Genomic DNA, 12,309 nt, shown 5'->3' with positions numbered 1-12,309 from the left:
ACAATAGGCTGATGTCCGTGATGCAGGTTCCTCGCGGTCGCGGGATGCTTGAAACAACACCCCTGTGGTTCATACGGTGACCAGGTGAGCGACCTGCCCGCTGAGGGAACCGACCTTCCACCCACCAGTCACCGCTTCCCTGACCCGGGAGATGGTCCATGGGTCCTGACGTTGAACTGGCGGGTCATGGATGGGCGACCGGAGTGCGTCGGACTGTCGGTGGCACCGGCCTCGGCCGGTGAGGCGCTCGCGCCTCTCAGCGAGTCAGTCATCCGCAAGGCCGGTATCGCCCAGATCATCGCGACCGAACGGGCGAAGCTGCTCGCCCGAAGCTCGCCGACCGCCGGACTGAGGGGCAGCACTCGCCGCAGGCTGGAGCAGGTGGCCTCCGTGTACAACTCGGCGCTGAGCCAGGGCATGCGGCCCAACAAGGCGGTGCAGGAGGCGATGGGCACCACCCCTGGGTACGCCGCCAACCTCGTCGCTCAAGCAAGGGGCGCCGGCCTTCTCCCGCCGACGTCGGCGGGTGTCGCGCTCGGTGAGGCGGGGAGGCCACCTGGCAAGGGTGAGTCGCGCGCGTCACAGGAGTGATCGCCCCTTCGGTTACCGTAGGCAAGTTGTTATCGACGAGGTGAGGTCGGGGATGGGGCAGGAACAACAGCCGGAACCGGTGTCTGCGGTGGAGGACCTCCTCGCCGAGATCGAGAAGGATCCGAAGGCGTGGATGAGCGTGCCTGCGCCGGGTCGGACCCCGCCCTTCCGGCCAGCCCTGATCACCGCCGGCCTGGCCCGGTTGTTCGGCGTCGGCCCGGCCACCGTCGCCCAGTGGCGGGCTGCCTCCAACAACGGTCGGCTGCCCGCCGGGACGCCGCCGTTCCCGGAGCCGGACGACAAGATCCGCAACGTGCCCTACTGGTTCCCCGAGCGGGCGCAGGAGTTGCTCGACTGGCGGGCCAGTCGACCAGGATCGGGCGCCGGCGGAGGCCGCGGTGCGCGCGCCGCACGCGGTGCGCGCCAAGGGATCCCCTCCGACGACCAGCTCCTCAAGGTCGGACTCAGCGCGCTGGGCTCGGTGGCGTTCAGTGAGGGCGGCAGCCCGGTCGAGCTGTGGGACATGGCGAAGAGGGTCGCCTCCTCGCTGGTATCGGCCGCCCTGGCCATGTGCCGTGACACCCCCGAGTGGGACCGAGGGGTCAGGGCTGCCGAGAGTGCCGCCACAGAGCTGCTGGAGCACCAGTGGAAGGAGAACCCGGACGGGTGGGAGAACACCCCGGAGCTCCGCCAGGACGTGGTGCGGCGCACCCTGCACGCGGCGCTCGTCGCCATGGGCCACTCCGGCTTCCGCCCGCCCCCGCCACAGCTGGGCCCGCGCATCGCCCGCCGCGACCAGATCGCCCTCGACATCAAGCGAAAGGTCGCCTCGGGTCAGCTCAGGCGAGGCGAGCAACTGCCCAGCCTGGCTGCTCTCGCGCGGCAGTACGGGGTAAGCACGGTGACGGTGCAAGCGGCGCTGACCGGCCTGCGGGGTGAGGGAGTCGTGGATCCCCAGCACGGGGTCGGCTTCTTCGTGACTCGCAGCAGGCGGAGATTGACCGACTGACCTCGTGATCGACGAAGCGGGCTCCACCCCCACCGGGCGGAGCCCGCTTCGTCGTGTCGCTGGCCCGACGCGGGTTGATGGAGCACGTCTTGACCGACGTCTACTCGGACGCTTAACCTCGTGCATGTTGTTATGTATCTCGGCTTTGCCCTGGCAACCCTGTGGTGCCCGGATCTCCGGGCGCGCGCGGAGCCGCCAGGGAGGCGAGCGGAGAGGGGTAACACCTCAGATGGCAACCATCAAAAGGCACCGAGTCAGGGTCTGCGGCCCCGTCGCGCTCGACGTCGAGTCGGCCAGCGGCGGACTGCTGGTGCGGGCGCAGGATGGCGTCCAAGCGGAGATCGTGGTCAAGACCGACGACGACTCCGGCCCGTCGGCCGAGGCCGTGAAGGGCGCCCGGTTCATCGAGAGTGGTCAGAACATCCGGGTGGAGTTGCCCCAGGTCAAGGGTGGCATGTCCGGGGTCAACATCGTCATCGGCTCCGGCGTGACCATGGTGAACGGCCGGGTCGTGTCCGGGGGGTACTCGTCGGTCGGGCACTCGCCGATCTACATCGCGGCGTTGGTCCCGACGAACTCCAGCCTGCGCGCGAAGACGACGTCGGGCGGCGTGGAGACGCAGGGCGAACTGGCCCACGTCAACGCCCACACCATGTCGGGCGGTATCCGCATCGACTCCGCGGCGAGCGCCCAGCTGCAGAGCATGTCGGGCAGCGTGCGGCTCCGCGACCTGCGGGGCGACGCGCAGCTGAAGTCCATGAGCGGCGGCATCGACGTGCGGGCCAGCCAGCCCTGTCGCGTGGACGCCTCGACCATGTCCGGCGACATCGAGGTCAGCGGGGACGTCGACCTTCAGGCCAGCTCCATGACCGGCCGGGTGCACCACGAACGCCCGCGAGGGTCCGACTACTCCTCGCAGCGTTCGGAGGCGCGGGCGGTGGGCTGGCGGTGACCGTCTCGGCGACCCTCGCGTACGCCACGCGGCCCGCCCGCGACCTGGTGCCGGTCAGCCCCGGCGCGGTGGTGATCGGCGACCTCGTCGCCTGGCGGCACCTGCCCGGCGAGGGCTGGGAGGTGCGCGCCGTCACGGCTGTCGGTGACGGCCAGCACGATCCGAGGTGGAACTGCTCGCGTCGGGACATCCTGGTGTCGACCGACCCCGCGCAGCCGGAGGGCTTCCACGGCCAGCCGGACACCCTGCCGGTGCAGATCGTCAGGCGGGAGTTGCGATGAAGCGGACAGTCCCCACGGCGGACCCGGCGGTGTCCGCGAGCATCTTCACGCACCTGCTCGTCGCCCACCACCTCGGCGACTACCTGGTCCAGCGGTCCTCGGACGCCGAGGCCAAGAGCAAGAGCGGGCCGGAGGGGCGACGGGCCTGCACCCGGCACGTCACCTCCTACACCGCCACCCAGTTGGCCACCGTCGTCCTCGGGGCCACCGCCACCGGTGTGCGATTGCGTCCCGGCAGTGTGCTCGCCGGCGCCGCGCTGTCCGCTGTCACCCACTGGGTGATCGACCGACGGACACCACTGCAGACCTTCGCCCGAGCTGTCGGTCGGGAGAAGTTCTACAGCTTCGGCGCGCCCCGCGAGGGGCACGGCGACAACCCGTGCCTCGGCACGGGGGCTCATGCCATCGACCAGACCCTGCACAAGCTCGTCCTGGCGGGCAGCGCCCTGCTGATGGGTCTCGGCGCGCGGCGGGTGCGCTGATGGCCGGCCGCGCCGCCTCGGCGGCCATGCCGCGGATGGGCTACGTCTGCTACCTGTGCCCCGGCCGACCGGCGGTCGTCGTCGGCGGCGAGCCCGGTGACGAGGAGGCCGTCGAGCAGGCGCGCCAGAAGTGGCAGGCCCATCTGCTCGACACCCACCAGAAAGAGGTCGGGCGCACGTCCCGCGTCGTCGTCGCGGGAAAGGTGCAGCCCGTGACCCGCTCGGGGCCGACGGTCTCGCTGCCGGCCGCCGCCTGACCGCCACCGTCGCGCCCGGGTCCGTCCGGGCGCGCGCGGTGGCCGCCAGATCGGCGACCGGAAGGAGAGTCCGACGTGATCGAGAATCGCAAGCTCACCGACGAGGAGACCCAGGAGCTGGTCGACAAAGCCCCCGAGGTCCGGGTCCTCGTGAGCGACATGATCAACGCCATCCGCCCTCTCGTGAGCTTTCTCCGTCGCCACGGCGGGGATCAGGCCGTCGCGAAGGCGGCCCTGAAAACCGTCGAGGAAATCTTCGCCGCGGCGGCAAAGGAGGGTGGCGCCGAGGATGTGGGGACGCTCAAGGCGTTCTTCCTCGCGCTCATCCTCGACCGACTCGAGGGCAAGACCAAGGGCGAGGTCGAGGACGGGGTCGAGGGCAAGCAGAGCTGACCGCGACCGTGGCGCCCGGGTCCGCCCGGGTGCGCGCGGTGGCTGTCAATGGCGCCATCCCGTCGACGGAAGGAAGACGATGCACCCCACCGCGCTCCGCGAGACCCCCGACGTTTGCCTGGCGGTGGTTTCTGGGTGTCGGGACTGCGAAGCGTCCCCGGACGCCCAGGAGCCGCACGAGTGCGGTGGCCTGTGTGAGATCACCGGCAAGCTGCGTCGCGCCAGCGACGAGTTCCATCAGCGGGATCACCGACCGTTCCGCCACGAGTGCGGGACCGTGCTGGACGACCGGCAGGGCGGTCGCTTCGAGGTCCGTGGCGTCTGCGGCTGGGGGTGCTGCGTGCAGCTGTTCTGTCCCGGCTGCCGGCGCTACACCGGCGGGTGGGGACCGGTCAAATGCCCGTGCCAGAAGAACAACGGCCACGGCACCCGCGCCGAGCACAAGCGCCCCGGTGCGGGCAGGCTGGTCAAGGCGTCGACGAGACGGGCGCGTCGGTGAGCAGAAGTGTCGACGGTGAGCCCTGGGAGGTGATGAAATGGCGAAGGTGATCAAGTCGGCCAGCCGGACGGTGCGGGTGATCAGTTCCTCGCCGGTCAGTGGGTCGATGACGGTGGGGGAGTTGCGGGACTTCGTGCGGGCACTCGACAGCGAGGGGATCACCGACGAGGCGACCCTGGTAGCCGAGCGCGACCACAACACAGGGCACTTCATCCGGCTGCGGACGTCGGTCACCACAAAGATCGAGGAGCAGGAGACGCGCTGAGCCGGATGTCCATTCAGCCCCGTCATAGCGATGCCCGGATCCCGTGTGGATTCGGGCATCGCTGCTCATTGCGGGTCGCAGTAGTGCATCTGGCTTTTAAACTGTCGGCCGATCGGGGATCATCGTAAATGCGAGCAGACTGGCCCACCCCACGCCAGCAGCGCGAAGCCTGCTCACCCGAGGAGGGGACGTGATCTACCAGCAGACCGCACTGCCGTTCGGCCCGGCCATCGTCGACGCCGACGGGGACCTCCTGCGCGCCGACGTCGACGCCCTCGTCAACGCCGTCAACTGCGTCGGCGTCATGGGCAAGGGAATCGCCCTACAGTTCAAGCAGCGTTTCCCCGAGGCCTTCACCGCCTACCGGAACGCCTGCAACGCCGGCGAGGTACGCCCCGGCCGGGTGTTCGCCCACCCCACCAAGGGGCAGTGGATCCTGCACGTGCCCACCAAGCGGCACTGGCGGGACCAGGCGCGCCTCGACGACGTCCAGGCCGGCGTGCAGGACCTGGCCCGGCGGATCACCCAGCTCCGCATCGCCTCGGTGGCCGTGCCCGCCCTCGGCTGCGGCCTCGGCGGCCTGCGGTGGGAGGACGTGCGCCCGCTGATCGTCTCCGCCCTGGAGCCCACCGGTGCCCGGATGCTGCTGTACGGGCCCCGGCCGTGAACGCCCCGATCTGGCCGGTCGTCGCCGGCATCGGTCACCCCGACATGCCGCGCCGGCTCACCATGCAGGGTCGGCTGCGGCTGCGGCGCACCCTGAACCGGGTGCTGACCCGGCTGCGCGACGAGCACGGCGCGACCGTGGGTGTCAGCGGCATGGACGCCGGCTTCGGCCTGCTGTTCGCCGAGGCTGTCCTCGACGTCGGCCTGCAGCTGCGGGCTTACCGGCCGGGGCCGTGGCAGGCCGACAACTGGGCGCCGGCGCAGAAGATCCGCTGGCGTGAGCTGTGCGAGCGCGCCGCCCAGGTCGAGGACCTGTCGCTGTTCCACAGCGAAGGCGCGTACCGCCAGCGCGACGAGGCGCTGGTCGACGTCGCCGATGTCTGCGTGGCCTGGTGGGACACCGACGAGCGGCACGGGGCGGTGTACCACGCCGTCAAGCACGCGGTGCAGCACCGCCGGCGGCCCGTGATCCGCGTCGACCCGACGGTGATCGGCGATGCCGACGACGCTTGGCTGCCCTCCGAGCGGACCTGGTACCGCTACCTCGGCCTCGACCGGGAGCTCGTCGCGCCGGCCAGGTGAGATCCGGTGAGCGGACGACGGCCCCTCCACTGCTATGGAGGGGCCGTCTCCCATTGGCGCTATCCCCGCGTGAGACGGACCGTTGGGTTCAGGGCGGGGGCGCTGAGGCGCTACATCCCGTCGCGGCGAGTATCGCACGGTGCCGACAAGGCCACCAAGCCCGAGGGCGTCACGACCAGGAGCCGGTCAGCGGCTCCGGCCACTCTCCCTCCCGCAGGCAGATGGCCACCTGCGGGTAGTGGGCGATGACCGCCGGCCCGTCGCGCAGGTCCCCCAGCCAGACGGTCACGCACTGGCCCAGCTCAGGAGCTGTGCCGATCAGCTCGACGCCCCGCGCCCCCCACCACGCCTGGTCCCGGAAGATCCGGGTGGCCCAGAAGTCGATGTGCTGCTCGGTGTAGACCGCGTCGACGAACTCCACTGGGAACGGACGGGCCGCCTTGCGCATCTCCCGCTCGAACTCCGCCGCGCTGGGCCCGGGGATCCGGTGCACCATCACCCAGCCGCGGGGAGGCCGGGGTACGTCCACCTCGACGCCGCCGAAGATCGTGGGGAAGCGTCGCCGCGCCTCCCCCTCGACGGTGATCGCGGCCTCCGAGAGAGCCTCCTGGTGGGGCCAGTGGGACACCTCGGGGGCGGGCTGCGCCGGGGTGGCGGCGGCGGTGCCGTAGACGGTCAGGCCGCCGAACGCGACGGTGACCGTCGCGACCAGAGCGGCGAGTGGCTTGCGGAAGCGCGACATCGGACCTCCTATACAGGACATTACGCTGGATAAACGAACCAGCCGGGGGTCCGACTCACGGGGCCCCGGCTGGTTCGTGCCCGGTCAGGCGGTCTTGATGGTTGCGCCCTTGTTCTGCAGGGTCAGCATGATGTCCGCGATGTACCCCCGCCAGTAGCAGGGGGGCGTGGCCTCGCCGACGCACGGGGCGTTTCGGCCGCCGGCGCCGGCGGAGATGATCCCCTGCGCTACGACCTTGTTGTTCGAGGTCGTGGCGTACACCGGACCGCCGGAGTCGCCGTGGCCGTACATGGCCTGCCTGCCGGGGTGCTCCCAGATAGAGACCCGGTTCAGGCTGCCGCTGGTGAAGTTGATCTGGGTGATCTTGCCGCCACAGCGGGTGCCGCTGAACGCACCGCTCGTGCAGATGTAGTTGCTGACCCGCGTGGGCTGCGCCTTCGCGACCGCCTTGTGGTAGTTGCTCTGCGGCCCCCCGTCCCAGACCCGGCCCTGCGACGAGGCCACGATGACGGACGTGTCCATCCCCGTGCTGACCTTCGCGACCGTGCCGACGACTTGGCCGCCGCCATCACGGATGGTCTCGCCGTGGTTTCCGCAGTGCGCGGCGAACAGCAGCGCCGAGCCGTGCGTGTTTGTGTTGACCCCGAACGCGGTGCTGCACTCGTCGTCGATGCCGCTGACGCGAGCGCCACCCTTGTAGGGCGAGGCGTCGTTCTGTCGGCTCGTCGGCTGCGGCGGCGCGATCTCCGTCTGGGTGCTGAAGCTGACCGGCACCGGGGAACCGGCGACGGTGGCCTCGGCGGTGGCCGGGTCGATCTGCCCCTCCAGCCACGTCACGACGACGCCGCTGCCGTTGGGGGCGGGGGCCGCGCCGGCGAACCGGGTGGAGCTGGCGCCGATGCGCTCGGCCTCGGCGACCAGCGTGGCCTCGTTGTGGGCCGTGGACCCGAGCGAGATCGGCACGTTCTGCCGCTGGGTGGTGATGGCCGCCTGTACGGCGGCGCTGGGGGTGCCCCGCCAGAACAGCTGGACCGCACGCGCGGTGGGGTCGACGATCGCCGACGCGTATCCGGTGTCGCCGGCGGTGGCGGCGGCCGTCTGGATCGCGTCGACGCTGTCGTTCAGCCGGGTCTGCTCGTCGAAGAGCGCCTCCCAGGTGGCGAAGCCACCCGGAACGTCGACCGGCTGGGGGTCGTCAGCCTGGGCCGTGGCACCCGGGCCGAACGGGATCAGGAGAGCCGCGATCAGTCCGACCGCGGCGACCCTGCGTCGTTGCTGGGTCTGTCGCACGCACTGCCTCCTCAGAGGGAAAGGGGGTGCGTCGGCACTGAGCATCGACGGATGTTGTTAAAAGACGTCGCTTCATGATGAACGCGATCTATCCGGAACGCGACAAGTCCTCCGCATTGACCAGAAGGGTCGATCTTCACCCGCATTGTGGTTATGCGCCCGTGCGTACGGGCGCACTACCGCCCGGCGGTAGTGCGGGAGCGCGGCGGTGCTACCGGCGGTAGTGCGGTAGTACCGCCCACCACCGCACTACCGCTTCCCGTGCACCGGGCCACCGCGCTAGGGGTAGCAGCGGTACCCCACCGGCACCACCGCACCCGGTAGTGGGCGGTACCGAGGGCGGTAGCCCCACCCCGGCACGCCCACCCCGGTGGCACCACCGCCCTCGCCGGCGCAGCAGCGGGAAGCTGCCTTCACACAGTCCCTGCCACTGCAGATTGCGTCTGACCTGGGGAAGTACCGCACTACCGCCACCGGTACCCCGGTGGTCAGCACCGGTGCCGGTGGTGCGGTGGTCGGCGGTACCGCCCTACCGCCACCGCCGACCACCGGTACCACCACCGCAACCACCCGACCACCGCGACGCGGTGGTCGGACCACCCGCGGTACCGGTACCGGCTACCGCTACCGGTCACCACCGGCCACCGAAACGACTACCGCCCCCGACCGGCGGTACCGGTCGGGGGCGGTAGTGACTACCGGGGGAGCGCCGCTACGCGGCACCGCCGAGGCACTGCCGGGCGGCCTCCGTCACCGCCACCGGCACCCCGCGCCGGGTCGCCGCCGCCATCACCAAGTTCGCGGTCCGCGTCGAACGCACCGTCGGCCACCGCAGCTGCAGTGCGCCCAGCGCCGCCACCGAATCTGCCCACGCGCCGGCCGCGATCAGCACCGAGATTCGATACGCCTGGTACACCGCCCAGTCCCTGACCTGCTCCTTCGGCAACAGCTCCATCGAGCGCTGCGACACCTCGCACGCCCCGGAGTGCCGCCCCAGCGCGCTGAGCGCCAGGGACAGGTGCAGGCAGAACTCCGCCTCGTGCATCCACCACGTCCACGGGGAGTCCTGGCTGTTCATGCCGCCGGCCAGGGCGACCCGGGAGCGGTTCAGGGCATCCAGGGCCTCGCGCTCCGAGCCCAGCGCCGCCAGCGCCCGGCCCTGCCGGAGCCGGAAGATCGCCTCCATCCGCCCCCTCACCAGCGGGTGGCCGATGGCCTGGTTGGCCATGTGCAGGGCGTCCTCCCACCGGCCGAGATGCAGCGCCTGCATCGCCCCCAGGTCCCGGACGAACATCTCCATGGGCAGGTCGCCGATCTCCTCGGCGGTCAGCCGCGACTCGCGGAACATCCGCCCGGCGAGGTCCTGGTCGTCCGCGTCGTAGGCCAGCCAGCCGCACACCTCGGCCAGCTCGGCGGCGGCCCGCCGCGCGTCGGAGGCCAGCCCGGCCTCGATCCGGCCGGTGTCGATGCGCGACTGGAAGGCCCGCAGCGCTCGCAGGCCCACCGGGTACAGCTCGTTGGCCCCGAACTGCTGGTCGAGGCCGATGAGGCTGCCGATGGTGGCGTGGACCTCGGCCACATCGGACGAGGTCAGCGGCTCCGGCCCCTCGGCCGTCAGGAGCACCGGCTTGCCACCCACCGGGGTCCGCAGGGACGAGGCTCCGAGAAGCCCGAACAGCCGCCCGCCCTGCCCCAGTGCCTCGTCCATGTCTCGAGCCAGCTTGGGGGACGGGTCGGGCGCGGTGCCTGCCTCCAGCCGCCACCAGTAGGACACCGCCATGGGGACCAGCCCCGCAGCCGCGCGCATCGAGAGTTCCCGTTCCTCCCTGATCCGCTTCATGGCCTCCCCGAACGCGGTCATGGACCCACTCCCTCCTCGATCGGTGTTCCCTGGGACTGTCCCAGTGTTCCCTGTCGCCCCCATGGTCTTCCGACCGTCGCCCTCCAGGGACGACAGTCGAGGTAGGGCGCGGTGCCCCGACGCCGGGGTGGGCTCGGGGCACCGCCTGCCACCTGGGAAAACGCACTCGCTCGCGTGTGCACACGCATGAGGTTGACACCAGAGCCCTTCGATCGTAACCTCATACATGTTGTTATGAAAGAGCTTGAGAGCAGGGAGAAGACGGTGATCAACAGTCTGTTGCGAGTGGAGCCCACGGGCCCCACCGCCGACTCGCCGGCGATCCCGCACGAGTACCAGGGCGGCATCGACTACCACCCGACCAGCCCGTTCGCCGGCATCGTGGAACTGTTCTCGCAGGTCCCCACCATGGTCTGGATCGTGCTGGCCGCCACGGTCATCACCGGCACCAACATGCTGCTCGCCCGGTACGCCGTGCGCCGACTGCGCCGCGTCCGCACGAACAGCGAGCTCGAGCGGGTGGACAACCGCTCGCCCGAGCGCAAGCAGATCGACCAGTGGACCAACATCCTCGGCGGCTTCGGCTCGATCGCCTCCCTGGCGATGAGCATGTACGCGCTGCGCGGCCACGCCGAAGGCAGCATCCTGGCCTGGGCGAGCTTCCTCGTCGCGGCGGTGCTCATCGAGCTCACCATCTTCGTCCTGGTCCTGCGGGCCAGGGAGAACGCACGGGAGCGGGGCGAGGGCGGTGCCGAGGCCAAGGCCCTGTGGTTCGTCGCCGCGGCCTTCGGCGTGGTCCTCTTCCTCGAGCCCTCGCCCCTGTTCCTCCGGTTCCTGCGCCTCGGGATCCCGCTGCTGGTGGCGTACGTCAACCACCTGCGGATCCAGGCCTACTGCAACGACAAGCCCAAGACGACGTCGGCGACCGACGAGATCCAGGGCATACTCAAGACCGTCTACCACCGGATCCTGGTGCTCTTCCGCCTGGCCGAGCGTGCCGACGTCAAGCTCTCCGAGCAGGACCGCAAGCGTCGGGTCACCCGGTTCGTCTGGCTGTCCTACCGCGCCGAGAACGCCCCCTTTGGGTGGCAGAAGGCCATCGCCGCCTGGCGCGTCGACCGGCACCTCGTCTCTCTGCAGGAGCGGTACGGCCACGAGGTGTACGCCGACGCCCTGCTGCAGGTCGCTGCGCTCGCCCAGAGCCGCAAGAAGATGCGCGACGCGGCGACCGTCGAGGTGACCATCTGGGACGTTCAGAACCCGCTGAGCGGTACCGGTGGCGGTACCCAGGGCGGTAGCGACGCCGGGATCGTGGGCGGTTCCACCACCGGTACCGGTCCGGACAACGGTACCGCCCGTGGCGGTAGTGAGCCCCCGAGCGGTAGCGGTGCTGACCAGGGCGGTGCCGGTGGTCCCACCACTGCCCCGAGCGGTAGCGGTGCCGGCAAGGTGACCGTCGGCGAGGTCGAGACCGTGCGGTCCAGCTGGACCGCCGAGGAGCGCGCCGCCCGCCGCAGTCTCGACGCGGCTCAGGCGCACGCCACCGAGGTTGGTCGCGCCGTCTACGCCGAGACGGGCCAGGCCACGGCCGGCATGCGGGCCTACTTCGTGGCCATGGCCGCCGCCGACCACATGCCCGTCACGGGCGCGCAGATGCGCGAGGCCGTGACCGGGCAGAGCGACAAGAACGGCCAGGGGCGCAACCTCCTGCGGAAGTGGAAGGCCGAGCTGTCGGCCGACGCCGACCGCGGTATGAGCGCCGACCAGGCCAACTCGGCCGGAGAGGCCACCCAGACCGGCGCCAGCTGAGGCGCTGCGACAAAGAACTGAGGGCGGTACCGGCACCGCGCCAGGTGCCGGCACCGGTACCGCCCTCACCGAACAGCTGCGCCCACTACCGGTACCGCCGGGGCAGCACTACCGCCCGCGACTACCGCTGCCGGTACCGCGCAGAAGGAGGAGAACCGTGCCCACTACCGCCATCGCTACCCGCCCCGAGGCGGCCGGTACCACCCCCGTCGTCGACGACAACCGCATCCGTTTGGCCGCGGCGCCCACGCCGACGACCCGCCTGGCGTTGGTGCGCCGGGTCGTGCTGACGATCGGCATCCTCGGCGCGATCACCGCTGGCGCCGGCGTGACCTTCGGCCCTGCGAAGGACGACCGGGTGGTCGCCGGCGGGCTCGCGGCGTGCGCCGGGGCCATGGCGACCGGGCTGTGCGCCCGTACGGACGGCCGCATCGACCACTTCTGACCAGGGAGAACACGATGCGGGCCCGCCTGTTGCCGGCCAGATGGACGGCCGCCGAGACCCGAGCCCGCCGAGCTGAGGAGCGCCGAGCGCGGTCTCGGCGGGAGATCCACGAGAAGCGCCAGAAGTCCATCACCACCCCGCTCCATCGGCTCAGCGCCGCGTTCGGGTGGCTGATGGCGGAGTGC

At 70.9% G+C, this 12,309-nt stretch carries 15 protein-coding genes; 12 read left to right on the top strand and 3 right to left on the bottom strand.

Translation table 11 applies throughout. From position 1 onward, the window contains the following. The first annotated feature begins 84 nt into the window (after window positions 1–84). The 10 genes from ACQUFX_RS13725 to ACQUFX_RS13680 all read left to right on the top strand — a co-directional run bounded on the left by ACQUFX_RS13725 (window position 85) and on the right by ACQUFX_RS13680 (window position 5,977). A complete protein-coding gene (locus tag ACQUFX_RS13725) occupies window positions 85–591 on the top strand; it encodes a hypothetical protein (protein ID WP_428966429.1) in 507 nt (168 codons plus the stop codon). 79 nt (window positions 592–670) lie between these two features. After that, window positions 671–1,600 (top strand): winged helix-turn-helix domain-containing protein, encoded by a 930-nt coding sequence (locus tag ACQUFX_RS13720; RefSeq protein WP_428966428.1) that lies wholly within the window; start codon window positions 671–673, stop codon window positions 1,598–1,600. Window positions 1,601–1,829: 229 nt separating this feature from the next. Next, the gene (locus tag ACQUFX_RS13715; RefSeq protein ID WP_428966427.1) at window positions 1,830–2,552 is read left to right on the top strand and encodes a DUF4097 family beta strand repeat-containing protein; all 723 of its coding nucleotides are present in this window, start codon (window positions 1,830–1,832) and stop codon (window positions 2,550–2,552) included. After that, window positions 2,549–2,833 carry a hypothetical protein gene (locus ACQUFX_RS13710; protein WP_428966426.1) on the top strand — a complete coding sequence of 95 codons (285 nt, stop codon included), beginning with the start codon at window positions 2,549–2,551 and terminating at the stop codon, window positions 2,831–2,833. Before ACQUFX_RS13715 ends, ACQUFX_RS13710 begins: the two co-directional genes overlap by 4 nt. Continuing rightward, window positions 2,830–3,315, top strand: a complete 486-nt coding sequence (locus ACQUFX_RS13705; protein WP_428966425.1) for a DUF3307 domain-containing protein — start codon at window positions 2,830–2,832, stop codon at window positions 3,313–3,315. The genes ACQUFX_RS13710 and ACQUFX_RS13705 overlap by 4 nt, the downstream gene beginning before the upstream one ends. Then, window positions 3,315–3,572, top strand: coding sequence for a hypothetical protein (locus ACQUFX_RS13700; protein ID WP_428966424.1), 258 nt, complete (start codon window positions 3,315–3,317; stop codon window positions 3,570–3,572). The genes ACQUFX_RS13705 and ACQUFX_RS13700 overlap by 1 nt, the downstream gene beginning before the upstream one ends. Before the next feature lie 75 nt (window positions 3,573–3,647). Beyond that, window positions 3,648–3,965: a hypothetical protein gene (locus tag ACQUFX_RS13695; protein ID WP_428966423.1), complete on the top strand. Its 318-nt coding sequence runs from the start codon at window positions 3,648–3,650 to the stop codon at window positions 3,963–3,965. Window positions 3,966–4,501: 536 nt separating this feature from the next. Next, window positions 4,502–4,729 (top strand): hypothetical protein, encoded by a 228-nt coding sequence (locus ACQUFX_RS13690; RefSeq protein WP_428966422.1) that lies wholly within the window; start codon window positions 4,502–4,504, stop codon window positions 4,727–4,729. A gap of 190 nt (window positions 4,730–4,919) precedes the next feature. Next, window positions 4,920–5,396, top strand: a complete 477-nt coding sequence (locus tag ACQUFX_RS13685) for a macro domain-containing protein (RefSeq protein WP_428966421.1) — start codon at window positions 4,920–4,922, stop codon at window positions 5,394–5,396. After that, on the top strand, window positions 5,393–5,977 hold the full coding sequence (locus ACQUFX_RS13680; protein ID WP_428966420.1) for a hypothetical protein: 585 nt from the start codon (window positions 5,393–5,395) through the stop codon (window positions 5,975–5,977). The genes ACQUFX_RS13685 and ACQUFX_RS13680 overlap by 4 nt, the downstream gene beginning before the upstream one ends. 169 nt (window positions 5,978–6,146) lie before the next feature. Here the strand turns inward: ACQUFX_RS13680 and ACQUFX_RS13675 are convergent, their stop codons facing one another. The 3 genes from ACQUFX_RS13675 to ACQUFX_RS13665 all read right to left on the bottom strand — a co-directional run bounded on the left by ACQUFX_RS13675 (window position 6,147) and on the right by ACQUFX_RS13665 (window position 9,870). After that, complete coding sequence (locus tag ACQUFX_RS13675) at window positions 6,147–6,719, bottom strand: hypothetical protein (RefSeq protein WP_428966419.1); 573 nt, start codon at window positions 6,717–6,719, stop codon at window positions 6,147–6,149. 84 nt (window positions 6,720–6,803) lie between these two features. Beyond that, window positions 6,804–8,009: a chymotrypsin family serine protease gene (locus ACQUFX_RS13670; protein ID WP_428966418.1), complete on the bottom strand. Its 1,206-nt coding sequence runs from the start codon at window positions 8,007–8,009 to the stop codon at window positions 6,804–6,806. A 712-nt stretch (window positions 8,010–8,721) separates the two neighbouring features. Continuing rightward, window positions 8,722–9,870, bottom strand: coding sequence for a helix-turn-helix domain-containing protein (locus tag ACQUFX_RS13665; RefSeq protein ID WP_428966417.1), 1,149 nt, complete (start codon window positions 9,868–9,870; stop codon window positions 8,722–8,724). Between the two features lie 234 nt (window positions 9,871–10,104). Between ACQUFX_RS13665 and ACQUFX_RS13660 the strand changes: the two genes are divergently transcribed. Together ACQUFX_RS13660 and ACQUFX_RS13655 are read left to right on the top strand one after the other, a co-directional pair. Next, complete coding sequence (locus ACQUFX_RS13660; protein ID WP_428966416.1) at window positions 10,105–11,679, top strand: hypothetical protein; 1,575 nt, start codon at window positions 10,105–10,107, stop codon at window positions 11,677–11,679. Window positions 11,680–11,836: 157 nt separating this feature from the next. Then, complete coding sequence (locus ACQUFX_RS13655; RefSeq protein ID WP_428966415.1) at window positions 11,837–12,124, top strand: hypothetical protein; 288 nt, start codon at window positions 11,837–11,839, stop codon at window positions 12,122–12,124. Window positions 12,125–12,309 lie beyond the last annotated feature (185 nt).

This window comes from Micromonospora fluostatini (genome assembly GCF_050410825.1).
In the GTDB taxonomy this organism is placed as follows: domain Bacteria; phylum Actinomycetota; class Actinomycetes; order Mycobacteriales; family Micromonosporaceae; genus Micromonospora; species Micromonospora rosaria.
The sequence above is the reverse complement of the archived record's forward strand: the minus strand, read 5'-3'. Positions and strand labels throughout refer to the sequence as shown.